This window comes from Vibrio sp. S12_S33 (assembly GCF_963889785.1).
GTDB lineage: Bacteria > Pseudomonadota > Gammaproteobacteria > Enterobacterales > Vibrionaceae > Vibrio > Vibrio aestuarianus.
The window spans coordinates 126,638-151,776 of sequence record NZ_CAWPQZ010000005.1 but is presented as its reverse complement, the minus strand read 5'-3'; the positions used below and the strand labels follow the sequence as shown (position 1 = coordinate 151,776).

Below are 25,139 nucleotides of genomic sequence, written 5' to 3'. Positions count from 1 at the left end.
ACTCTATAACCATGCGATTTGGGAAACCAACAGTTTATCACTTATTATCGACCTTCGAAGTAAAAACATGAAGCCAAATCCTGTCGTTCAGCGACGTGCACAACATAATAATAGAGATTATTTATCCCTAAAGCTGAGAAACGAGAGATAAATCACTCTAAATCCTATATAGTGCGCGGCTAAAATGAAGAAATGTAGGCTGTCTGCTTAAGGAACTCGTAAAATGTCATTTTCATCTCAAGGTTTTGCACCTGAACTTGTTAAAGCTCTTGCTGATTGTGGATATGAAAAACTCACACCAATTCAAGAACAAGCCATTCCAATGGCTCGTAAAGGGCATGATATTTTTGCCACTGCGCAAACTGGTACGGGTAAAACAGCCGCGTTTTCACTCCCTGTTATTCAACACCTATTAGACAGCGGTAAATCCCCATCCCGCTGCACTGCACGTGCACTTATTTTAGCTCCGACTCGTGAGTTAGTGGCACAAATCGCCCAAAACATTAAAGACTACGTGAAATACACGTCGTTAAGCGTTGCAGCGGTTTATGGCGGTAATAAGATGTCATCACAAGTTCGTCAACTTGATTTAGGCGTCGATATTTTAGTGGCAACACCAGGACGTTTAGAAGAACACCTTAGTGAAGGCAATGTTTCTCTCTCTCAACTTGAATTTCTTGTGTTTGATGAAGCAGACCGTATTTTGGATATGGGTTTCATTACCCCTGTTCGTAAAATTATGTTGGAAGTTGAAACATCACCTCAAATTATGATGTTTTCCGCTACCACCTCGACACAGTTAAACCAGCTTGCTGGCGATATTTTACGCAAGCCGAAACGCATTAGTGTTGATCGTGCGAACACAACTGCGAGCACTGTGGCCCACGTCGTTTATCCTGTTGATCAAGAACGTAAAACCGAACTTCTTTCTGAGTTAATTGGCCGTAAAAACTGGCGACAAGTGCTGGTGTTTGTGAACTACAAAGAAACGGCTAATGAAGTAGTTAAAGAGCTGAAACTCGATGGCATTAAAGCCGTACTATGCCATGGTGATAAAGCACAAAGTGCTCGTCGCCGCGCATTAGATGAATTCAAAGAAGGTAAAGCACGGGTGATGGTTGCCACCGATGTAGCTGCTCGTGGTTTAGATATCGAAGACCTTCCACATGTTATTAACTATGATATGCCTTTCCTTGCTGAAGATTATGTGCACCGCATTGGACGTACCGGCCGTGCAGGAAAACAAGGACATGCCGTTTCTTTTGTTAGCCGCGAAGAAGAATTAACTGTTGTTCAGGTAGAAAGCTTGATTCAGCAGCGTATTCGCCGAGTAGAGCAGCCAGGTTACGAACCGAAAAAGCGTGATGCGTATATTGAAAAACTCCACACTAAAGATGCATTTAAAAATCGCCAAGGTCGCCGTAATAATCCTAACGAAGACAAACCCGACCAAGCCTCTGCCGAGCGTCGTTTATCAATGATGAACCGCTTAAAAAGTCGTCGTAAGTAAATAAATTGCATTCGATCAATCATACGAGAGCTGCGCATCGTGCAGCTTTTTTGTAGTATCGATATACAATATTGACTCGCCACACACCGTCAAGCGTTATGTCCCATAGTGATAACTATTTTTAATGGTGTATGCTAACGCTTTAGCTTTCCAAACGGATTTTTTGATGAACAGTACGTTACTCTTAGCATTTATTCCTACGTTCTTTTTTGTTTCCATCACACCCGGTATGTGCATGACCTTAGCACTCACTTTGGGAATGAGCATTGGCTACCAACGAACATTATGGATGATGATTGGAGAACTGGTTGGTGTTGCCGTGGTTTCGGTCACAGCAGTACTAGGAATCGCTTCTATCATGCTAAGCTTTCCATGGCTGTTCACGTTATTCAAAACGGTTGGCGCACTCTACCTCGGTTATCTCGGCATTCAAATGTGGCGTTCAAAGGGAAAGCTTGCACTCAGCAATGAACAGCAACCCACGAAGGTGGGCAAAGACTGGGGTCTCATCGTGCAAGGGTTTGTAACCGCGATTGCAAACCCCAAAGGCTGGGCGTTTATGATATCGCTACTGCCACCTTTTATTGATAGCGATGCCCCACTCACCCCACAGCTACTTTTGTTGGTTTCCATTATTTTACTTTCAGAATTTATCTGCATGACCCTTTACGCGACGGGAGGTCGAAGTTTAAAACGTGTTCTGGGACATTCTGAAAACGTACGCTTACTGAATCGCGTCTCTGGGACATTAATGATTGGCGTTGGGATTTGGTTGTTAGTGAGTTGAACGCTTAAGATAAAAAGCTCTGACAAACATGCCAGAGCTTAAGTATTTCAATCAATTTAGAAAAATGTTATTCAATGCCTTGATCAATACTATCTCTCGATTGAGATTGATTTTATCGACAGACGAAGCTTTTTCAATCAATTTGATGCGAGTATCTAATGCCTCTTTCGCCATCTCTTTACTACCAAACTTCAATGCTTTGACATTAATCGACGCAATATTGCTGTAACGACCATCATCACTACTCGGTACATCAATTTGGCCACTGTTAATCAGATTTTTTACGACTTCTCTCTCTGCGTCATAACCATGTAAGCCTACTAATTTCCAACGTTGCATTAGCTTGCCTTCATACTGGCCTTTTTTCTCTTCGGTTAAATAACGAATGGCTAAGTTTCTTATGGTGCCTTCATCTTCACCATACTCAGCTTCTGTATCAAAAATTACAGGGAACGTTCTACCTTCAAGACTGCCACCTTTCTGAGTTAAATGCCCCATTCGATAGCTGTTCATCCCGAGGCGAATTTCGCTATCATCTTGAATCCGTTGACCATCCGCAAAACTTAAGTCCTTGATACGCCGGCCTTCTGGCTGACTTAAATCAATGGTATAGGTCACCCCAGCAAAAAAATCATTAGTTGAGTACTTAGAAGCACGTCTTTTAGGATTAAAGCTGTAAGTTACGTCGCCGTCCTGCACAGAATTAAAATAGCCAGCAGACCACTCCATATAAGCTTTAAGTTCCTTACCTGTCATCTGATAAACTGTGATTTCACCACCAGCATATTGATAGTTATACGCAATATCTTTAGCTTTGATCGGACCGACATCAAGTTCTGCATTATCGTTGTCAATTTGCAGAGCAATCACATTAGCTTTGGGGGCATAGAAAAAACTGGCTTCTTGAAATAACGCACTAATCCCCGTGTCTTGAATATGCACTTGAGGGATACCACGAATTTCATTCTCTGGTACTAGGTCGATTCCGTTAAGCTGAGCAATTTCACGATTGGCGTTTTGTCGTAAACGGTCATGGTATGGCGCGTAAAGCTGCTCCATTTTAGTATCTGAATCAACGCCGCTAATGGAATAAGTGAAACTGTCTTTGTTGATAAGGGTATATTTCCCTCCACGCTCTTCAAACTGAAAGTCAATACGAGATAAAGCACGTCCGTATTTATCTGGCTCAGTTATAATCACACCATTGACTACCGCTTTATCAATTTTAGTATGCATATGGCCAGCGACGATAGCATCAATTTCTGGGTTTGCATTGGCAATGTCTGACACACCAGTATCTTGAATGTCATTTTCGTTGTCTAGGCCCATATGTGCGACTAACACAATAGCATCAACGTTATTTTTGATCCGTTGGACAATTTTTTTAACTTCTAACGTTGGATTGGTAAAAGTCATTCCTTCCAACCGATTTGTTCCTTCCGCAAAGACTTGCGTCATTGGCGTATCCATCCCGATAACACCTATTTTAATATTATCTTTTTCAATGACGGTATACGCAGGAAGAAACGGATTTCCATCGGGTCTTTGAATGTTTCCAGCCAACACCTTTCCTTCAAACTGTGTAAGTGAACGGTTAAGCACGGCTAAGCCAAAGTCGAATTCGTGGTTTCCCAAAACCCACACATCGTATTGCATTTCATTGAACCCCAACATCATCGGATCAACCGCTTCATGTTTAAATGTTTCAACGAAGTTACCCTGAATCGTATCGCCAGCATCCACTAAAATAACATGCGTATCCTGTTCTCTTATCTGTTTTACTTTGGTGGCAATTTGGCTCAAGCTGCCACGCATGTTCGACTTATCAGCAGCATAATCCCAAGGCATAAAATGCCCATGGATATCTGACGTACCAAGAACAGTAACATTGTGGATGTCGCCATCGGCAGCAAAAGAAGGAATGGCTAAAGAGCCAAGTATTGCACTAGTAACAATTTTAAGTTTCATAGACTACTCATATACTTATGAAAAAACTATTTATGAAAAAAGACACATTAACACACGGTAATAATAACGACTTGATACTTTTATTTTGTGATTAAATATCAACTTTCATCGCAACAAAATAAACCCCTTACAGTTTAATGTGATAAAACTCACTATAAAGATAAATAAATCACTTGAAAAATTTATTTTAAGCTAAATCATAACCTTACTTTTTTAATGAGAATTTTGTGCAAAATTTAACCAATGATTGAGTTGACGACCTGTGTGAACAGACCTATTTTTTCTATTGGTCATTACAACACTGGAGGTTATAGAAATGAAACGTGCGAGCTCAACCTATCGGCTACAGTTAATCAAAGAAGTCACAACGCGGCATCAAAGGCAATTTTCTAATGATCCTATGGCGAACTACATTCAACAGTTGCTCGATAGTAAACCAGAGCTAGAACACCCCGACATTAATAGACGCTTCAATGGTAATCATTTTGATGAACGAGTTGGTGGTTGGGTGAGCGATCACTGGGGATTAAAGTAACCCCTTAGAATAGATCCTGTTGCGGGCTAATGGCCTGCCTTGCACTTTTTGCTTCTTGCGTTTTGTGTTGCATTTTCCGCTTATAACGTTGTCGGCAAAGCTTTATCACATGTAACTGCTGAGCAGGCGTCATCGAAAGCCAGTTAAAACGCTCTTCTCTTTTTCTCATGCATCCGTTGCAGTAGCCTTTATTGTCTACAGTACAAACACCGATACAGGGGCTTGGTACATTAAAAAATTCAAGTTGCTCCATATTTAGCTCAGCAGTCTGATGTATTTCTAATAGTGTTATATACTTATTCTGTGTCATTTAGCGGTTACAAGACATAACGAATATAAAACAATAACCTTATACTGACAAAAACGCCGTTCGATTTAATACACTTACCACGTTTTCAACATTCTGGAGTCGAATAATATGAAGCTTAGTTCAAAAAAGTTACTTGCTGCAATTTCTCTACCTGTACTCATGACTGCCTGTGCAAGTAATGGTGATAACGTGAAACAAATCACGGCTCAAGATCTACAGCAACACAACTGGCAACTTGTCCAAATTGATGGTAAAGAAGTTACCAATGCCGATAAACAAAAGGCACCACGTCTTGAAATCGGTGAAAAAATGATGGCAAGTGGTAATGCGGGGTGTAATAACTTCTTTGGCCAAGCTGAGTTGAAAGACAACCAGTTCCGCATCGAAAAAATGGGCATGACTATGATGATGTGTGTTGGCGATGTGATGGACACAGAGCAAGCGTTCTCTCAAACGCTTTCTGATTGGAGCGACATCACTGTCACCAAAGACGGGCTAACATTGAAGAATGATGTACACACGCTGACATTTACCCTGCGTGACTGGGTAAACTAATTTACGCGAATGTACTCCTTTTTAAAATGGCAGCGTTAATCGCTGCCATTTTTCTATCTGTTGCTCTCTCTTTCAATAATGCTCGAGAGCATCCTGATTACGAGAAAACTAGCGCTTTTAAACTTGCTTGTGGATCGATATCTTCAAACTCAGGTGGGTTTTCTAAACGCTGTTGAAAAGTAAGCGAAGGAGCTTCTACCTTCATACCTTCAATAAGAAAATCACACGTTACCGATGGCGAATTAACGCACGCTAGTACTTCACCTCCTTGAGCAAGTAGATCTGGAAGGCGACGTAAAATCTTTTGATAATCTTTGGTTAATGCAAAACTACCTTTTTGGAATGATGGCGGATCGATCACAATCAAATCATAAGGACCTGATTTTTTAATTTTCCCCCATGACTTGAAAATATCATGTCCAAAAAACTTCACTTGGCTAAGGTTATGGCTATTTAATATGTGGTTTTCTCGACCTTTCGATAGCGAGGCTTTTGCCATATCGACATTTACTACGCTATCAGCACCACCCTGCATTGCCGCAACAGAAAAGCCACAAGTGTAAGCAAATAAATTCAAAACGTTTTTATGCTTTGCATTAGCTTGTACCCATTCACGACCACAGCGCATATCCAAAAACAAGCCAAAATTTTGGTTACGGCCAATGCTTAACTGATATTTCAAGCCATTTTCAATCACAACAGGAAAGGCATCTAATTCTCCCCATAACACCTCAGAAGGAGCACCTTCAGCATAACGGTGTTGCAGTAAAATACAGCGCCCCTGCTTTTGCTGCCATAGCGGGCTGTTTGTCAGGCAAACCAGCCCTTGCTTTAGATCAACTAAAAAAGCATCGTCCACCGCTTTAAATAGATTGACGATCAATTGACCTTGGAGCCAATCGCACGTTAGCTGCTCTAAACCAGGAAACCTGCGACCACGACCATGGAATAAGCGCCGAATTTCATCTGGGCCTCGTGCGAGTTGCTGTTCAATGTGTTCAAAAAAAAGGGCAAGTGCTGAGCATTGCATGTTGTGTTCTGTCATTTTTTTACTTTCGGCCAAGCTAAATTCCAAGGAGCTAACCAAGATTCAATACCTTGGCAAACTATCGTTGAGTTCCACTGATGACCCATATCATCTTGATTGCGTGGATCATATATAAATTGATACTGATGATTAAGATACGAGAACCTTAAAGCAAAGGCGTGTAAATATCCTCGGTCAGCTACATTACTACCATTATAAATGGGGTCCCCCACAATAGCTGAACCAATCGATTTTAATGCAACCCTTATCTGATGAGTTTTACCAGTCAATGGCTTGCATAAAAAGAGACGCTCACCTGGTTCTGCTGTCAGTGAGAAAAATTGCGTGATAGCAGGGTTATTATAAGTATTCATCAGTTTCCAAGCAGAACGTCTTGAACGTTCCATATCACCACTGATTAAACCCTGTTTTTTCTTAGGTTTGTTGCTACCCAGTGCTAGATAGTATTTTTCCACTTCTCGGTCAGCAAACGCTTGCGACAAAATACTCGCCGCTTGCTGTGAACGTGCGAGCAATAAAACACCTGACGTCATTTTGTCCAGACGATGAACAAGATAAAGCTGTTGATCACCGGAAACTTTACCAACTTCCTGCAATAGCATGGTCTCGCCATCATCTTTATGAACAGAAACATTTGGGTATTTATTGATAATCAGAAAATCGGAATGTGTATAAAGAATATCGAACATACAGCCTCTCATGATAAGGCTGGGATTATACCTTTAAAAAACAATAATCGGCAGGATAGAGTGAGCTTTATTGATAAAACAAAAGCGGTGAATACACCGCTTTTGTTTTAGTATTAAACTTAAAGAATCGAGTAGAGGAATACCGCCATGATCGCCACAGGGCAAACGATTCGTACATACCAAGGCCAGATCTTCCAAAATAAACCTTGTTCGATCTCTGGATTGCCTTGTTTAAGCTCTTCAAGAACTTTATTACGCTGCCAGATCCAACCCACTACAATCGCCCACACCACACCCAGTAATGGCTGCATATAGACTGTTGATATATCGGCAATCAGGCCAAATAGTGCACCAAAATTAAGTGAAATAACGATACTAAGTATTAGAATGGCACCACCAATCAACCATGTTGCTTTACTACGATCCATTTTCAGTTCGTCTTGAGCACAAGAAACAGGTACTTCTAATAATGAAATGGAAGAGGTTAATGCAGCGATGACCATCAGGATAAAGAAGCCAACGCCAATAATCATCCCGCCTGAACCCATAGTGTCAAACATTGCTGGTAATACCGCAAAGACAAGGTCACCAGAACTCAATAGATTGCCTGCACTATCAAAGATTTCAACCCCATGATTTTTTGCAACATACATCGCAGGAAGAATCAAAAGACCTGCAGCGAAGGCGACACCTGTATCAATCGCAGCCACTTGAGCTGCTGTCTTCGGTAAATTGACATCTTTCTTGATGTATGAGCCGTAAACCATCATCGAACCCACACCGAGTGACAATGAGAAGAAAGCTTGCCCCATTGCATCCACTAAAAGACCCGCGTTGATGTGTGATACATCAGGCACAAGGTACATTTTCAAGCCTTCCATTGAACCATCTTGAGTGAAAATATACGCAATCATCACGGCAAACAGCACAAATAGAACAGGCATCAGACGAGTTGACCATTTCTCAATACCGTCGGCTACGCCTTTTTGCACCACATAAATCGTCAGCAATGAAAAGAGCAAGGCTAGAACAACATTACGAGCACCACTAAAATTCACTAACCAATCAGCTGCTGATTGTAATCCTACCATTTCTAAAATCGGTGCGGCAGCAAAGCCCATCAACCAACCCGCAAGAATAGAATAAAAGCTAAGAATCATTGAAGCCGCAACCATCGCTATCGCACCGAATAGAGCCGCCGCTTTCTTATTTTTTGTCCAAATTGATTTCAAAGAAGCAATAGGGTTTGACTGACCATGACGACCAATCGTTAACTCTGCGACCAACATTGGATAAGCGATCAAAAACACCATGGCCAAATAGATGACTAAAAATGCCGCACCGCCATTACTAGCCGCTTTGGTTGGGAAACCCCATACGTTACCTAAACCAACAGCCGAACCAGCTGCCGCCATGATAAAACCAATTCTCGAAGAGAAATGACCTCTTGAACTACTTGCCATAAGATATTTACCAAAATTGTGTTTGCCAAGCGATGCTAAAATTAAGTGTAAACTTTTAATTACACTTATAGGAATATTGAGTCGCACCAAGATGATGGCAAGTAAATCAGTTTAAGATTAAAATTGGAAGGCCGAACAGCATAAATTATTGGTTTCACCATCATTTCACAGCTTAATCGTTGCTTTTTTGTGCTCAGCTTTTGTTTTTTAAACTGCTGTTATCAAATTGGTAACATCATTCATCTGTCACTGTTTTCATATTATTTACAGCAATAAACTTTCTTACTTCGTCCTTTCCCTTTACTATCTTTACTTACTCTAGCGACAAGATTGACTGCATGGATAAGGTTTACCACATTCTTACATTAGCTGGCATTGCGATATATTGGCTGCTGGTTGCCGCTGTTACATTACGAGTTGTATTGAAACGCAGAGCCGTAAGCGTTTCGCTTGCATGGCTGATGGTTATTTATATCATCCCAATTGTAGGGGTTATTTTCTATTTTCTGATTGGCGAGCTCAATTTAGGTCGAAAACGAGCCGAACGAGCAAAAGAAATGTTCACGCCTTATGAAGGCTGGTTTAGGCAACTTAATGATTGCCAAGCTCATGCACCAGAAGGTATGGGCGCTCATATCTACAAGATTGACGAACTTTGTAATCACCGAATGGGAATACCAGCACTAAGTGGCAACACACTTTCGCTTCAAACCTCTCCCAATGAAATCTTGCATTCTATTATCGACGACATAAAAGCTGCAAAAATCAGTATACAAATGGTTTTTTACATCTGGCATCCAGGTGGATTGGCTGATTCTGTTGCTTCTGCACTTATTCAAGCAGCCAAGTGCGGTGTACAGGTTAAACTGTTACTTGATTCAGCAGGCAGTCCGCGATTTTTCAGAAGCCATTGGCACCAAATGATGAAAGACGCTGGCATTGAAGTTGTTCAAGCACTAGAAGTCAGCCCTTTGCGGATTTTTTTACGCCGCCTCGATTTAAGGCAGCATCGAAAAATCATTATCATTGATGATAAAGTCGCTTACACCGGGTCGATGAACCTCGTTGACCCAGCTTACTTCAAACAAAATTCTGGCGTTGGTCAGTGGGTGGATATCATGGTCCGCGTAACTGGCCCTGCTGTTAATGTGCTGTCTGCCATCCATTGCTGGGACTGGGAAGTGGAAACAGGGACTCGCATGTTGCCCAACACTCCGGAATGCCAAATAACCCCAGATCAACCACAGCACCCTGTTCAGGTTGTTCCATCAGGTCCAGGTATGCCTGAAAACTTGATATTACAAGTGCTGACACTGGCCATTAACCAAGCCAATAAGTCAGTAAGAATAACCACTCCTTACTTTGTGCCAAGTGCGGATTTACTGGCCACACTAAAAATGACGGCGCAACGTGGTATTAATGTTGAACTGATCATTCCCCATAAAAATGACTCTACGATGGTACAGTGGGCTTCACGTGCCTTTTATGGAGAATTGCTTGAAGCTGGTGTGAAAATCTATGAATTTTACGGTGGCTTATTACATACAAAATCGGTAGTGATCGATGAGCAGTTCTGTTTAGTCGGCACCGTCAATATTGATATGCGCAGCTTATGGCTAAACTTTGAGGTCACTCTCGCCGTTGATGACCAATCATTTACTAAAGAAATGCATTGGTTACAGCAACATTACATTGAGCAATCTCATGCTGTTGACTACAGCGAATGGGAACAACGCCCGCTTCATCATCGTTTCTTTGAACGTTTGTTCTATTTATTCAATCCTCTACTATAAGTTTTTATCATTTCGGGGTTGCCAACTAAGGCAGCTCCATGTTTTAAATAGACGATTATCTTTCCAGACAAGGATTTCTGATGTCAGAAGGCAAAAAGACTCAACTCGTGACAGCGGGACGTGACAAAAAGTGGACAAATGGGGTAGTCAATCCGCCAATTCAACGTGCATCGACAGTGGTTTTTGATAGCGTTGCGGAAAAAAACCATGCGACGATAAACCGTGCAAATAAAACCTTATTCTATGGGCGTCGTGGCACACATACTCACTTTGCTTTTCAAGAGGCGATGGTCGAAATTGAAGGCGGCGCAGGCTGTGCACTTTTCCCGTGTGGAGCTGCGGCAATCGCCAATGCTATTCTTTCCTTTGTTGCAACTGGCGACCATATATTGATGGTCGATACCTGTTATGAACCGACCCGTGATTTTTGCGAAAAAATCATGAAGAAAATGGGCATAGAAACCACCTACTACCCTCCGACGATTGGCGAAGGTATCCGCGAGTTAATTCAACCGAATACTAAGGTACTCTTTACTGAATCACCAGGTTCAATCACTATGGAAGTGCAAGATATCCCAACCCTTTCACGCATTGCTCATGAACAAAATATTGTCGTGATGCTAGATAATACTTGGGCGGCAGGCGTTAACTTCTCACCTTTTGAACATGGGGTTGATATCTCGATCCAAGCGGCAACCAAATACATAATTGGTCACTCAGATGTGATGCTAGGCACCGCCATCGCCAATGAAAAACATTGGGATCAACTACGAGAACAGAGCTACTTAATGGGGCAATGTATCTCACCTGATGATGCTTACTTAGGTTTGCGTGGTTTAAGAACCCTTGATGTTCGCTTACGCCAACATGAAAAAAACAGCTTGGAAGTCGCGAAATGGCTTGCTGAACGCCCAGAAGTCGACCATGTTCGCCACCCAGCGTTTGAGTCCTGCCCTGGCCATGATTTTTATAAACGTGATTTCACTGGTGGAAATGGCCTGTTCTCCTTTGTGTTGAAAACGAGCAATCCGCGAGCAACCACAGCCTTACTCGATGGCATGAAGCATTTCAGTATGGGTTATTCGTGGGGAGGCTTTGAAAGCTTAATTCTTGCTAATGAACCAAAGAGTTTTGACTCGTTGAGAACCGTAGCCAATCCGCATTTTTCAGGAACTTTAATTCGCTTACATATCGGTTTGGAAGATGTTGAAGACCTCATTGCTGATTTAGACGCGGGGTTAAAGCGCTATACTCAACAACTCAATCAGTAATCATTGAAATAACACAGTAAATACAAAAAAGCCGCCCCATGAAACGAGCGGCTTTTTTTGTTGAATATCGCTACAGGAAATGGAAGCTGTTAAGTAAAACCTGAGCTCACACTACCGAGTTGTGCAATTTCAAAATCTAAACCAGAACCACCTAAGTTAGTTAAGTTCGCTGTGGACAACCTTCAAGATGATCGTTGACCATACCAACTGCCTGCATGAATGCGTAGCAAATTGTTTCTCCAACAAATTTGAAACCACGTTTCTTCAAAAATTGGCTCATTGCTTTTGAAATTTCAGTTGCAGCAGGCACCTCCCTCATCGAATGCCAATGATTGACAATGGGACGTCCATCGACAAACTGCCATAACGCGTTAGATAATGAGCCATATTCTTGCTGAAGCGCTATTGCTGCTCGCGCATTAGAATATACAGAGGCAATCTTTCCTTTGTGTTTCACCACATCAAAATGCTCAATAATGTATGGCACCCGGGCCTCATCATATTGTGCTAGAACTTGAAGATCATACCCTTCAAACGCGACACGATATCCTTCACGTTTTTTTAAGATGGTGATCCAACTTAGGCCAGCTTGCGCGCCTTCCAAGGTGATAAACTCAAACAAAACCGTATCGTCATAAACCGGAACTCCCCACTCTTGGTCGTGATATTCACGTTCAAGTGGATGATTCATTGCCCATGCACAAGTAGTATCGTGATCGCTCATCGTTAATCCTTAAAGGTTATGCTTTTCAAAAGTAGTTCCCCTGTTCATCAGAGGCACTGTGACTTGAAATAATCAACTAGCTATTTAGGTACTGCTACCTTATGAAATAGTCGGTATAACACAGGAACTACTATCAATGTCAGTACCGTAGCAAAACCCAAACCAAACATAATAGTTACCGCCATCGGCTTGAAGAAGATATCGGGCAGTAGTGGCAACATACCTAAAATCGTGGTAATTGCCGCCATACAAACCGGACGAACACGACTTAGTGAAGCATCAACAACCGCCAGGTAAGGATCTTTTCCCGAATGCATTTCAATCTCAATTTGATCCAATAAAACAATACCGTTTTTCAGCAACATGCCTGACAAGCTCAAGAAACCAAGCAATGCCATGAAGCCAAATGGCGTATTAAGAGCTAATAGTCCAGTGGTAACCCCTATCAACGCAAGTGGTACCGTTAACCAAACAATCAGTGGCTCTTTAACGGAGTTAAACAAGAACACCGTAATTAAGAACATAAACAAATAACCCAGTGGCATTGTTTTAAATAGTGATTCTTGAGCATCGTGTGAGGACTCATACTCTCCTCCCCATTCAAGTGAATACCCAGCAGGTAATTTGATCGCTTCAATTTGCGGCTGTAAACGCTTTTGTAATGTTGATGCCGTCTCTTCACCGAGAAGATCAGGGTCAGCCATTACGGTTAGCATACGTTTGCGGTTTTTACGTACGATGAGAGGATCTTCCCAACGCATTTCATAGCCCAACGTTACTTGCTGTAAAGGAATATAGTCACCAATAACAGGGCTCCATAGTTTCATCCCTTCAATGTTACGAATATCAACCCGTTCATCATCTGGTAGGCGAGCTACAATCGGCATCAAGGTTGTACCATCTCGATACACGCCAATCGTTTTACCGGAGAATGACATAGCAAGAAACTCATCAACGTTGGATTTTGTCACACCGTAACGTCTAGCTTGGCTCTCATTGAACTGTGGTTCAATAACTTTGGTGCGCTCTCGCCAATCGTGACGAACATTATAAGCTCCCTTGTCAGCGTGCATAATATCCATCACTTGTCTGGCAATTGACCGCAATACGGTTGGGTCAGAACCAACAATTCGAGCTTCAATTTTTGCACCGCCACCAGGACCCAATTCAATTTGCTTTAACTTGTAGTTAATTTCTGGGAAATTTTGATCAACGTATTGTCTAAACCGCTCCATTAAGGGGGCAAGAGCTTCATAACTTGCAACACGTGTTGTAATTTCACCATAGGCGGCATAGCTCTTTTCTGGAGCATAAGTCAACATAAAGCGCTGTAAACCTTTACCCGCCGTTGTAGTGATATGTTCAACATCATCTTGCTCAGACAACCAACGTTCCAATACTTTTAATTTGGTATTAGTTGCTCGTATATCTGTACCTTCTGGCATCCAAACATCAACCAAAAACATCGGCGTCGTTGATGATGGAAAGAAAGCTTGCTTTACATGGGTGAAACCATAAACACTGGCGACAAGAGCAAGAACTAAGGCCCCCATCGTCATCCACGCTCGTTTCATACAAAATTCTAAGAAGTTTTTGTAGATAACGAAAACCATACCGTTGTATGGATCACTGTCTTCTGAACCTTCTGCAAATTTTTGGCCTTTAAAGAAGAGATCAGCAAAAAATGGCGTCAGTGAGATAGCGGTGAACCAACTGAGCATCAGTGAAATAAGTAGTACCGTAAACAAGGTGCCACAGTACTCACCCGTTGCATCTTCGGATAAACCTATCGGCGCAAAAGCCGTTACCGCAATCACCGTTGCCCCTAATAGCGGCCATTTGGTTTGAGTAACGATATCAGTAGCCGCTTGCATTCGGGTACGTCCTTTTTGCGTCCCTATTAATATGCCCTCGACTACCACAATCGCGTTATCCACCAACATCCCTAGCGCTATGACTAATGCTCCGAGAGAAATTCGTTGTAGATCAATTCTGAAATACTGCATGAAAATGAACGTGCCAAACACCGTCAGCAACAAAATCAAACCGATTAATAGGCCTGAGCGCAGCCCCATGAAAAACAGTAGAACAATAATCACAATAGCAACGGCTTGCCCTAAACTCACCACAAAACCGCTAACGGATTTATCTACTTCTTTGGGTTGGCTATAAATTTCCGAAATATCGATGCCAACTGGCTGCTGGTATTTTAGCTCCGCAAGTCGACGGTCGAATCGCTTGCCAACTTCAACCACGTTGACACCTTGAGAAAATGAAACGCCAACATTCAAGGCTAATTGACCATTAAAATTGATGATGTTACTTGGAACTTCAACATAACCACGTTTCACTTCAGCCACATCACGTAGATAAATCAGCCCTTTCGCACCGCTTTCGGTAAGTATTAAGTCTCCTAATTTATCAACATCATTAAACTCACCCGTCGGTTGTATGCGAATGTACTCCTCACCAATACGAATAGCACCAGCATCAGAGACCGCATTCTGTGTCGAAAGCAGGTTGAACACTGTTTGTGGAGAAAGCCCTAGCGAACTGATGCGCTTCATCGATATTTCAATAAACACTTTTTCTTGCTGCTGACCAGACACAGAAACCTTACTGATACCATCAACCAGTTCCAGTTCACGTCGCAAGTAATCCACATAATCGAGCAATTCTTTGTAGCTATATCCGTCACCAGTAATGGCAAGCAAGATACCGTATACATCACCGAAATCATCAATCACTTGCGGGTCATTAACACCAGGAGGTAACTGACCTTTAAGATCATTCACTTTACGGCGCAACTCATCCCATATTTGTGGAAGATCATCAGGACCATAGTTATTTTTCATGGTGACCGTGATTTGTGACAATCCACGACTTGAAATCGAGTTAACTTCGTCAACATAGGTTAATTGTTGAATCGCTTTCTCTATCGGATACGTTACTTCTTCTTCCACTTGTTGCGGCGTTGCACCAGGATAAGCTGTCACCACCATGGCATCTTTGATAGTGAAAGCAGGGTCTTCTAAGCGCCCTAATCCAAAGAATGCAGATACACCACCAATCAGGAATATAAGCGACAGCATCCAACTGATGACACGGTTTCTGATAAAGTATGCTGCGACACCTTTTACATTGTCATCACTTTGAGGCGTATGTTGTTGATTACTCATTACCTGCCTCCTGCTTAACCACTTCCACTACCGTTCCTTCACGCAGTTTAGATAGACCAGCCGTCACGACCGTATCTGAAGCACTAAGTCCATCAAGTACTTGCACACTCGCCATTGAAGCCTTCCCCAGCATCACATGCTTTTTACTCACAGTATTATCATCATTTAATATCCAAACGAATTTGTTATCTCGTTCTAAACCATCACCATCGGCATTAAATACCGCTTCAATTGGCACACTTACGCCTGTATTTAGCTGTAATCCAGCCTGGCCACCTTGGGTGGTGACTTCCACTGCCATGCCGTCCAAAATATATTCTTGATCAGGCATCGGTAAGGAAAGCGTCACAGAGAAGGTACCAGTAGCGGGGTTAGGTTCTGTCGTAAATTCCTTGACCATAGCAGTATAAGTATTCCCGCTAGGGACTCGTACAAGCGCCTCCATTCTTTCTAGTCCAACGGATTTAGGTTGGCTGATATAAAGACGATCAGGCAACTGAATTAACACTTCAACGGAATCAATACTGTGAATATTGACTATCTGTTGCCCTACTTGCACATTCTCAAATTGATCCGCATTGACTCGCGAAATGATACCCTCAACGGGAGCCTTAAGCTGGGTGAAAGACAAGCGTAACTTTGCAAGGTCTAACTCGGCTTTAGCAATTTGATGTTGAGCGGCGATTTCGTCAAACTGTGACTTAGCAAGCAAGCCTTTTTCGACCAAAGGGCTTGAACGAGTATATTGACTATCAATGACCGTAAAGCGCGCCTTAGCGTTATCAACATCCAATTGATAATCGGTTGGATCTAATGTAGCAAGCACATCTCCTTGCTTAACTCTATCCCCTTCTTTTATCGTCAGTTGGTTTATTTCTCCCGCCACACGAAAGCTCAGATGAGAGCGATCGGCAGCATTAGCAACCGCAGGAAAATACAGGCTATCACTGAGTTTTTCACTACCCAACTCAACAACTTTTACCCGTGTCACCATGTCTCGCTCTGAGGTATCTGTCTTTTCACATCCAGTAAGTAGCACTGAAGATGAAAGCACACACAACATTATCCATTGCTTCATCTTACAGTCCTCGCTCTTTAATCCATTCACGTACTTTAATGCCTTGCGAAATACCACTGACGCCAGAAATAACAATTCGGTCACCATCATTTAGGCCTGAGAGCACTTGGTTTTCAGCGTTCAATTCAACCAACGCCTTTTCAGCAACACCTTCTTCGGTGACTCGCCAAACGCATTGTTGTCCATTTTCATCAAAAAGTGCTGACGTTGGAATACGTGTTGCACTGGCTTTCGCTGCCACTATTCGAACGATACCGACCATCCCGGGCAATATGCCTATGTCTGTCGGACGCTCCATCACCATCGTGACTTTATAAGAACCAGTTTTTGAATCAGCCTCAGTATCAACTTCTTGAAACTGCAATTGGAATTCTCGTTCAGGGAAAGAGTCAAACCTCACCGTTGCTACGGAATCGGCCCCATTAACAAAACGGTTTAGCAAGTGGTCTGGTAGTTGGAAAATCACTTTTAAGATTTGATTGGTTTGAATGTTCATCACACCTTGCTTAGCCGCAAGGAATTCATGATTTTCAGCAGGGATAAGCGAGATAGTGCCAGCATAAGGCGCAACTAACTGGGTATAACGCAAGTTGGCTTTAGCCTGCTCCCACATCGCTTTTGCCGAATTATGGTTTGCCTGCGCTTGGTCAAAATCTTGCTCTGAAACAACTTTATCTTTTCTAAGCTTTTTATATCGCTCGTACTGCACATCCGCTAACTTAAAATTAGCTTGGGCTTGTTGCTCTAACAGTGAATATTCATCTGGGTTTAACTTGGCAAGGAGATCACCTTGCGCTACTTGTTGACCGGCGGTCACATCAATTGATTCAAGTAATCCAGGAACGCGAAATGCTAAAACAGCCTTATCTCCGGCTTCTGTTGTAGCTGGAAAAGTTCTTTCAAATTGGGTATTGCCGACAGAAACAGAGAAGAGTTTGGCTGGGCGTGAATCTGGCTCAGGCACGGGGGGTAATTCCTTACCACACCCTGACAGTATTGCCAGAGTCACCAGCAATAAAACAGGAGGTTTGTACATGCTATATCATCCATTTTTACAGTTTATCTAAAAATAGATGAATCCTATCGAGATAGCGAGAAAGATTCCGTTAATTTCTATAAAAATTAACCAGTTGAGAACTAAAATAGGTCTAGCTCTCAAACAGGAAGTTAATACCGTAATCTAAAGCTTACTAAACTCTCGGTTTACTTTGAATGCTTCAGAGGTAACGTACGCTTCCATTTGACGAACTGTCCCCTCTACTTGACATAAGTCTTGATCTAACGTGTCCAATAATGCTTCTGCGGTTTGTCCTTGTTCCCAAGGCTTGTTCTTTAATTTGTATTCACGTTGGCTTTTGAGTGCTTCTACATATTGAACGGGCTGTTTCTCTAGCATTAACGTTAATGCTAGGTAAGCTAATGCCACTAAGAAAAAACCACCCAATAGCGAAGCAGAAATCACCAAAATACGAACCAGCCAAACTTCAAGCCCGAGGTAGTTTGCAAGCCCAGCGCAAACACCAGTAATTTTTCCATTCACGGCATCACGGTACAGCTCTCTAGCCATTATTTCGCCTCCAATTCGGGGACTCTGCGTCCAGTATACGCTCTAAGGTTTCAACACGACTCTGTAAGCCTTCTGCTTTTTGCGACAGCGTTTTCAAACGTTCAAAATCTTCCTGAGAAAGTGCATTACCTGAACTTTTCTTACTGCGATAATGAAAAAATAACCACAATGGCGCGACAAAGATGAGGAAAACAATCAATGGCCCTGCGATGAAAAATGATGACATATGTCACTCCTCGTTATTTATTTTGATCCATCTGCTGTTTAAGTTTTGCTAGCTCTTGCTCAATTTCGTCTTGTGCTTGCAGTTCAGCAAATTCTTGATCCAAAGTCTTTGCATTACCCGATTTTGCGTATAAATCCGCTTCCGCTTCCAGTTCATCCACTTTGCGTGAATATTGTTCAAACTTCGCCATTGCTTCGTCAGTGCGGCTAGTATGCAGATGACGTTGAACATCACGACGATTATGAGCGGTTTGGCTACGAATGGCCAATGCTTGTTGTTTGGCTCTGGTTTCGGAGATTTTCGTTTCTAATTTACCGATTTCACCGGTTAATTTGTCAATCGTTTCTTCCACCAGCGTCTGTTCAGTATGCAATCCTTTGATTATTTCTTGCAATTTTTTCTTTTCAATCAACGCCGCTCGCGCTAATTCTTCACGCTGCTTACTAAGGGCTAGTGTCGCTTTTTGTTGCCAATCTACTATTTGCGCATCCATCGCATCAACTTTACGCGCCAATTCTTTTTTATCCGCAATGGCTTTGGCTGAATTGGTTCGCACTTCCACCAACGTATCTTCCATTTCTTGAATGATAAGGCGGATCATTTTTTCTGGATCTTCCGCTTTATCTAATAATGCGCTGATGTTTGAATTTACGATATCTGCAAAACGAGAAAAAATACCCATGATGAATCTCCTTACTAGTAATACACTTTGAACACATCAAAACCTATGATGCAAATGTATAAACAACATCCATGCCAATATTTAATTCATTAACAATCAAACACTTAACAAATTGGGTAATACTAACCACGTTGTGCTATGATAAAAAAAACCAACTATTGGTAAATTTAACCTTGCCATTTTCAAATATTTGGAGAGAAAAAGTATGCAACAAAACTTAATTGGAGAATCCCCAAGCTTTCTCTCGGCATTGGATAAGGTCTCAAAGCTGGCTCGTATTGATCGACCCGTTTTAATCGTTGGTGAACGCGGTACAGGTAAAGAGTTGATCGCTCAACGGCTGCACTATTTGTCTAAGCGCTGGGACCAACCACTTATTTCACTCAACTGCTCAACGCTCAGTGAAGGGTTAATCGACTCCGAATTGTTTGGTCATGAATCAGGCGCTTTCACTGGCTCAAAAGGACGCCACCAAGGGCGCTTTGAACGCGCAGAAGGAGGAACCTTGTTTCTCGATGAACTCGCCACAGCCCCATTTTCAGTACAAGAAAAGTTACTCAGAGTGATTGAATATGGACAATACGAACGTGTCGGGGGTAGTGAATTATTGAATGCCAACGTACGCGTCGTTTGTGCCACTAACGCTAATCTTCCTCAATTGGCACAGCAAGGGAAGTTTCGCGCAGATTTGCTCGATAGGTTAGCGTTCGATGTGATCCAACTACCACCGCTAAGGGAAAGAAAAGAAGACATTATTCTACTCGCCGAGTACTACGCCATAAAAATGTGCCGAGAACTCAATCTAAGTTTATTTGTTGGGTTTGGCTTTGATGCAATACAACAACTTCAGCACTATACTTGGCCCGGTAACGTACGAGAACTAAAAAACGTTGTAGAACGCGCTGTCTATCAACACGGTGATACTGAGCAACCTATTGATAACTTGATATTTGACCCATTCACCAGTCAATGGCATCTGCAAAATGATGGCAATAACAACGCAATCAACCATACTAGTGATAGCCACTTTGATTTTCCTATGGATTATAAAAAATGGCAGGAAGAGCAAGACAAAATACTGCTGACTCAAGCTCTCGAAAAGAGCAAATTTAACCAAAGGCAAGCGGCAGAATTGTTGGGGTTGAGCTACCACCAATTACGAGGCATGGTAAGAAAATACCAACTCGTAGGAATGAATAGTGATTAACCCTGTGTTTAGTACAACAAAAAATGGTAGATTATCAGGATTTTGAGGCATAATGATTAGCTTTGTTTGCCTTACTTCTCACAGTTATTTTTCATTATGAAAACATTATTACGATTCACGCTAGCAATATGCAGCTTTAGCCTACTCGCAGGCTGTGGCGATCAGATTGACCATAGTAAAATTCGCCAAAGCGGATTCGTATATTGTGGTCACGGCAGCCCTACAACGTTTAACCCTCAGCTAGTTGATAATGGCATCACATCAGAAGCTCTGAGCCCACAACTGTATGACACTCTATTACAGCTAGACGCTGATACCTTGCAACCGCTACCCAATTTAGCAACCAGTTGGAGCGTGAATAAAGCCGGCACTGAATATACATTTAATCTTAGATCTGGTGTTTACTTTCAAACCACCGCTTGGTTTAGCCCTACGCGTGAGCTGAACGCCGATGACGTAACATTCAGCTTTCGGCGCATTATCGATTCAACCAATCCCTTTCATTACGTAAATGGTGGCACTTATCCATGGTTTGCTGGTATTGATTTCAAAAATCTGTTGATTGATGTTCAAGCCATTGACGATCTAACGGTCAAGTTTATCCTTAGCCGCCCTGACAACTCATTTTTATCTAACATATCAACAAGCCATGCGGTGATTCTATCTTACGAATATGCAAACCAATTGATTATTGATGATGAAAAAACCTTGATAGATAGCTTGCCTGTCGGCACGGGGCCGTTTTATCTTGATGAATTTAAAGTCAATGATCTTATTCGTCTACGTCGCAATGGTCGTTACTGGAATGGCCCTGCAAAAATGGAACAAGTGGTATTTGATATTTCAAATAGAGGTACTGGTACATTGGCAAAATTACTGCGACACGAATGTGATGTGCTAAGTTCCCCGATCTCAAGTCAGATACCTATTGTTGAGCAACAACCTGAGCTCACACTTCAAGCGAAGCCAGCAATGAATGTTGCATTTATCGCGGTTAATACCTCACACCCTGCACTGCGTAATACCAGTGTGCGTAAAGCGCTGAATTTCGCTATCAACCGCCAAAATATCTTAGACTCGGTCTACTACGGCACCGGCAGTATTGCTTATAATCTTCTGCCGCCATCATCTTGGGCCTATCAAAAAGATAGTATTCAAATTCGTTATGACCGCAACTATGCTATCGCGTTGCTTAAAGAAGCAGGATATTACGGCAACTTGGAACTCACCATGTCTGTACCAACGGAGCCAAGAGCGTACAATCCAAGCCCACGCAAAACAGCAGAGTTAATTCAAGCAAACTTCGCCGACATAGGAATAAAACTAAACTTGCTGACTGAAGACCGCCTAAATCGATCTGATATGGTACAAAACGAAAATGTTGACCTATTTTTGACGGGCTGGATTGGCGATACCGGAGATCCTGATAACTTTTTAAGACCACTGCTCTCTTGTAACTCAAACCGTGCAGGTCTTAATGTTGCCATGTGGTGTAATAACGATTTTGATTTCCTATTAGATTTAGCCTTAGAAGTCGATAAAACACGCTACCGACTGAATTTATACAAACAGGCACAGAATATTTTGAACGAAGAATTCCCCGTGATCCCTCTGGCACACGGAATGCAATTCAAAGCCTATAACAGTAACTTAACTGGCTTTAAGTTGAGTCCATTCAATGTTCAACCATTCAACCGTGTTGAGAGGGTGAAATAGTGTTTTTATATACCGTTCGTAGGCTCAATTTATTTATCATCACGTTGCTGATTTTAACACTGGTCGGCTTTCATCTACTACGATTAGATCCTACATCACCGTGGGCAATGCAAGGTTTTTGGTCCGGCTGGTCGACTTACTTAAGTGAGCTTATGCAGCTAAATTTTGGGGTCAACCACAATGGTGTTGCCATTGTCGATGAGCTGGCCGTCGTCTTTCCTGCCACATTAGAACTGTGTTTAATCGCATTCACACTGTCGCTATTAATTGGTATTCCACTCGGTACCTTAGCCGGTATGAAACAGGGCAAATGGATCGATACCGTCATTTCATTTACTTCCATGTCAGGGTATTCCGCGCCGCTTTTTTGGGTTGCTCTACTGATGATTATGGTGTTCTCACTACACTATGAAATGTTCCCCGTTGCTGGACGATATGATCTTCTATACCAAGTCGAACATGTCACCGGTTTTGCTTTGATTGATGCTTTTTTTGCTGAAGGAGTTTACCGTGCTCATGCATTGCAAAGCGTTATTGAACATATGGCTTTACCTTGCTTCGTTCTCGCTTTAGCTCCCACGACGCAAGTCGTGCGTTTAATGAGAGCCTCCGTTGCGGATGTGATGTCGCAAAATTATATTCGTGCAGCAAGGATTAAAGGTCTAAGCAATCATGAAATTGTTACCCAACATGTGCTTAGAAATGCGATCCCTCCGATTATTCCTAAATTTGGCGTGCAATTATCGGGCATGCTTACTCTGGCTATTATTACCGAGTCTATTTTCAACTGGCCTGGAATTGGGCGTTGGCTGCTAGATGCCCTATCAAATCAAGATTACGCATCGATTCAAGCCGGCGTGATTGTGGTAGGCGTATTAGTACTGGCTGCCAACACCCTATCTGATTTGATTGGCGCCATGATCAACCCGCTAGTAAGGAAGGAATGGTATGCTAACAAATAACGTATATCAGGAAGAGCATATCCCAACGCAGTTTGAGCGTTTTTGGCGCAGCTATCGTGCCAACAGTTTGGCGATGTTTGGGCTATGGTGCTTAGTACTTATTGTTTTAATTACAGTAACGTCACCTTGGATAACGCCTCATGATCCGCAACTCCAAAGCGGAGAGTTACTCATTCCTCCTTCGTGGGATCCAGCCGGAACTGTTGAATATTTCCTTGGTACTGATGATTTAGGGCGAGATATTATCTCTCGCTTAATTGATGGCTCTCAGTTCACCTTTGGTGCTGCCGTTATCATTACATTAATTGCTGCATTGATAGGCTGCTTTATCGGTATCATGGCAGGTATGACTAAGGGGCTTTTATCTAGTACGTTAAATCACTTACTTGATACGGTGATGTCTATCCCCTCTCTGCTTTTGGCCATTATCTTCGTTGCTTTACTCGGGGTTGGTGAGTTCAATATATTACTCGCCATTGGTTTAGCTCTCATTCCACGTTTTATACGCTCAGTCTATATTGCGGTCCATAACGAAGTTGAGAAAGATTATATCCTCGCCGCACGATTAGATGGTGCCAATGATTTTTATTTATTGTGGAACTCCATTTTACCCAACGTGCTTGCTGTCATTGCAAGCGAAATGACACTTGCTCTGTCGGTTGCTATTTTAGATATTTCAGCGCTTGGGTTTCTTGGGCTTGGCGCGCAGGCACCAAGTACTGAATGGGGAGCAATATTGGGTGATTCCGTAGAACTGATTTACTTAGCACCTTGGACCGTTACCCTACCCGGGTTGGCCATTATGTTTACGGTTATCACCATTAACCTAGTCGGTGAAGGCGTACGCCAAGCTTTAAATGCAGGGGTTGAATAATGCCGTTATTAGATATTCGCCACCTCACCATTGAAATCGATACACCGCAAGGCTTAGTTAAAGCGGTTGACCGCATGAGTTTGACCATGAATGAAGGTGAAATTCGCGGCCTAGTGGGTGAGTCAGGTTCAGGAAAAAGTCTCGTAGCAAAAGCTATTGTTGGCATCTGTAAAGATAACTGGACGGTCACCGCAGACCGAATGCGTCTGGGCAATATTGATTTGTTGCAACTGACTGCACGAGAACGCAGACGCGTCATTGCCCGCGATATTGCTATGATCTTTCAAGAACCATCAACCTGTTTGGACCCATCAGAAGAAGTCGGCAAGCAGTTGATAGAGTCCATTCCATCTCGTACCTTTGAAGGCAAATGGTGGCAACGTTTCAAATGGCGTAAAAAACAAGCCAAGGCTTTACTACATAAGGTCGGCATTAAAGATCATACTCGCGTCATGAACAGCTACCCTTATGAACTGACCGATGGGGAATGCCAAAAAGTCATGATTGCAATGGCGATTGCAACCAAACCAAAATTGTTGATCGCCGATGAACCGACCAACGATTTAGACCCGATCACTCAATCGCAAATTTTGCGTTTGTTGAGCCGCATGAATCAAGTCAATAACACCACTATTTTGCTAATTGGCCACGACTTAACGAACATCACACAATGGGCGACGCGCATTACGGTCATGTATTGCGGGCAATCTGTTGAATCAGCCGATACCCAAAAAATTTTGAGTGAGCCCAAGCACCCCTATACTGTCGCATTGCTTAAAGCGATGCCTGACTTTAGTGACTGGATTCCCCATAAAGAAAAACTACAGTCTTTGCCCGGTTCCATTCCACCACTACAACATTTACCAATTGGTTGTCGCTTGGGGCCTCGTTGCCCATATGCTCAACGTCAATGCGTTGAAATACCTTATCCGCAACGGATAAAAAACCATAAGTTTTCTTGTCACTTTCCGTTAAATATGGAGCAATCATCATGA

General features: G+C 42.4%; 23 protein-coding genes. 11 read left to right on the top strand and 12 right to left on the bottom strand.

The features are described from left to right. Positions 1-223 precede the first annotated feature (223 nt). The gene (locus AACW06_RS04300) at positions 224-1,510 is read left to right on the top strand and encodes a DEAD/DEAH box helicase (protein WP_192074132.1); all 1,287 of its coding nucleotides are present in this window, start codon (positions 224-226) and stop codon (positions 1,508-1,510) included. A gap of 166 nt (positions 1,511-1,676) precedes the next feature. Next, a complete protein-coding gene (locus AACW06_RS04295) occupies positions 1,677-2,297 on the top strand; it encodes a LysE family translocator (RefSeq protein ID WP_192074131.1) in 621 nt (206 codons plus the stop codon). Positions 2,298-2,348: 51 nt separating this feature from the next. Here the strand turns inward: AACW06_RS04295 and AACW06_RS04290 are convergent, their stop codons facing one another. Next, the gene (locus tag AACW06_RS04290; RefSeq protein ID WP_192074130.1) at positions 2,349-4,265 is read right to left on the bottom strand and encodes a bifunctional metallophosphatase/5'-nucleotidase; all 1,917 of its coding nucleotides are present in this window, start codon (positions 4,263-4,265) and stop codon (positions 2,349-2,351) included. Positions 4,266-4,581: 316 nt separating this feature from the next. Here AACW06_RS04290 and AACW06_RS04285 point away from each other — a divergent pair, with 316 nt between their 5' ends. Then, positions 4,582-4,800 (top strand): hypothetical protein, encoded by a 219-nt coding sequence (locus AACW06_RS04285; RefSeq protein WP_192074129.1) that lies wholly within the window; start codon positions 4,582-4,584, stop codon positions 4,798-4,800. 4 nt (positions 4,801-4,804) lie between these two features. Here AACW06_RS04285 and AACW06_RS04280 read toward each other — a convergent pair whose 3' ends face one another. After that, a complete protein-coding gene (locus tag AACW06_RS04280) occupies positions 4,805-5,053 on the bottom strand; it encodes a DUF1289 domain-containing protein (RefSeq protein ID WP_192074150.1) in 249 nt (82 codons plus the stop codon). A gap of 165 nt (positions 5,054-5,218) precedes the next feature. Between AACW06_RS04280 and AACW06_RS04275 the strand changes: the two genes are divergently transcribed. Beyond that, complete coding sequence (locus AACW06_RS04275) at positions 5,219-5,665, top strand: META domain-containing protein (RefSeq protein WP_192074128.1); 447 nt, start codon at positions 5,219-5,221, stop codon at positions 5,663-5,665. A 97-nt stretch (positions 5,666-5,762) separates the two neighbouring features. Here AACW06_RS04275 and AACW06_RS04270 read toward each other — a convergent pair whose 3' ends face one another. From AACW06_RS04270 to AACW06_RS04260, 3 genes are all read right to left on the bottom strand, one after another. Continuing rightward, positions 5,763-6,695, bottom strand: a complete 933-nt coding sequence (locus AACW06_RS04270) for a class I SAM-dependent methyltransferase (RefSeq protein ID WP_192074149.1) — start codon at positions 6,693-6,695, stop codon at positions 5,763-5,765. An 11-nt stretch (positions 6,696-6,706) separates the two neighbouring features. After that, positions 6,707-7,402 (bottom strand): TIGR01621 family pseudouridine synthase, encoded by a 696-nt coding sequence (locus AACW06_RS04265; RefSeq protein WP_192074127.1) that lies wholly within the window; start codon positions 7,400-7,402, stop codon positions 6,707-6,709. Between the two features lie 119 nt (positions 7,403-7,521). After that, complete coding sequence (locus tag AACW06_RS04260; RefSeq protein ID WP_192074126.1) at positions 7,522-8,865, bottom strand: sodium-dependent transporter; 1,344 nt, start codon at positions 8,863-8,865, stop codon at positions 7,522-7,524. 338 nt (positions 8,866-9,203) lie between these two features. Here AACW06_RS04260 and cls point away from each other — a divergent pair, with 338 nt between their 5' ends. Further along, entirely contained in the window at positions 9,204-10,658 is a 1,455-nt protein-coding gene (cls, locus tag AACW06_RS04255; protein WP_192074125.1) for a cardiolipin synthase, read from the top strand. Between the two features lie 80 nt (positions 10,659-10,738). Next, positions 10,739-11,929: a cystathionine beta-lyase gene (locus tag AACW06_RS04250; protein WP_192074124.1), complete on the top strand. Its 1,191-nt coding sequence runs from the start codon at positions 10,739-10,741 to the stop codon at positions 11,927-11,929. Positions 11,930-12,089: 160 nt separating this feature from the next. On the opposite strand, the gene AACW06_RS04245 is transcribed toward AACW06_RS04250, so the two are convergent. From AACW06_RS04245 to pspA, 7 genes are all read right to left on the bottom strand, one after another. Then, entirely contained in the window at positions 12,090-12,653 is a 564-nt protein-coding gene (locus AACW06_RS04245) for a DNA-3-methyladenine glycosylase I (protein ID WP_192074123.1), read from the bottom strand. Between the two features lie 80 nt (positions 12,654-12,733). Beyond that, positions 12,734-15,832, bottom strand: a complete 3,099-nt coding sequence (locus AACW06_RS04240) for an efflux RND transporter permease subunit (protein ID WP_192074122.1) — start codon at positions 15,830-15,832, stop codon at positions 12,734-12,736. Then, positions 15,825-16,910, bottom strand: a complete 1,086-nt coding sequence (locus AACW06_RS04235) for an efflux RND transporter periplasmic adaptor subunit (protein WP_192074121.1) — start codon at positions 16,908-16,910, stop codon at positions 15,825-15,827. Before AACW06_RS04235 ends, AACW06_RS04240 begins: the two co-directional genes overlap by 8 nt. A gap of 1 nt (position 16,911) precedes the next feature. Next, positions 16,912-17,946: an efflux RND transporter periplasmic adaptor subunit gene (locus tag AACW06_RS04230; RefSeq protein WP_192074120.1), complete on the bottom strand. Its 1,035-nt coding sequence runs from the start codon at positions 17,944-17,946 to the stop codon at positions 16,912-16,914. 144 nt (positions 17,947-18,090) lie between these two features. Then, a complete protein-coding gene (gene pspC / locus AACW06_RS04225; RefSeq protein WP_192074119.1) occupies positions 18,091-18,477 on the bottom strand; it encodes an envelope stress response membrane protein PspC in 387 nt (128 codons plus the stop codon). Further along, entirely contained in the window at positions 18,470-18,703 is a 234-nt protein-coding gene (gene pspB, locus AACW06_RS04220) for an envelope stress response membrane protein PspB (protein WP_192074118.1), read from the bottom strand. Before pspB ends, pspC begins: the two co-directional genes overlap by 8 nt. 13 nt (positions 18,704-18,716) lie before the next feature. Beyond that, on the bottom strand, positions 18,717-19,385 hold the full coding sequence (pspA, locus tag AACW06_RS04215) for a phage shock protein PspA (protein WP_053309942.1): 669 nt from the start codon (positions 19,383-19,385) through the stop codon (positions 18,717-18,719). A 205-nt stretch (positions 19,386-19,590) separates the two neighbouring features. On the opposite strand from pspA, the gene pspF reads away from it, so the two are divergent. The 5 genes from pspF to AACW06_RS04190 all read left to right on the top strand — a co-directional run bounded on the left by pspF (position 19,591) and on the right by AACW06_RS04190 (position 25,139). Next, a complete protein-coding gene (gene pspF, locus AACW06_RS04210; RefSeq protein ID WP_192074117.1) occupies positions 19,591-20,592 on the top strand; it encodes a phage shock protein operon transcriptional activator in 1,002 nt (333 codons plus the stop codon). A gap of 96 nt (positions 20,593-20,688) precedes the next feature. Next, entirely contained in the window at positions 20,689-22,308 is a 1,620-nt protein-coding gene (sapA, locus tag AACW06_RS04205) for an ABC transporter substrate-binding protein SapA (RefSeq protein ID WP_192074116.1), read from the top strand. Continuing rightward, a complete protein-coding gene (locus tag AACW06_RS04200) occupies positions 22,308-23,270 on the top strand; it encodes an ABC transporter permease (protein ID WP_053309944.1) in 963 nt (320 codons plus the stop codon). The genes sapA and AACW06_RS04200 overlap by 1 nt, the downstream gene beginning before the upstream one ends. Next, on the top strand, positions 23,257-24,144 hold the full coding sequence (locus AACW06_RS04195) for an ABC transporter permease subunit (RefSeq protein ID WP_192074115.1): 888 nt from the start codon (positions 23,257-23,259) through the stop codon (positions 24,142-24,144). Before AACW06_RS04200 ends, AACW06_RS04195 begins: the two co-directional genes overlap by 14 nt. Continuing rightward, on the top strand, positions 24,144-25,139 hold the full coding sequence (locus AACW06_RS04190; protein ID WP_192074114.1) for a peptide ABC transporter ATP-binding protein: 996 nt from the start codon (positions 24,144-24,146) through the stop codon (positions 25,137-25,139). Before AACW06_RS04195 ends, AACW06_RS04190 begins: the two co-directional genes overlap by 1 nt.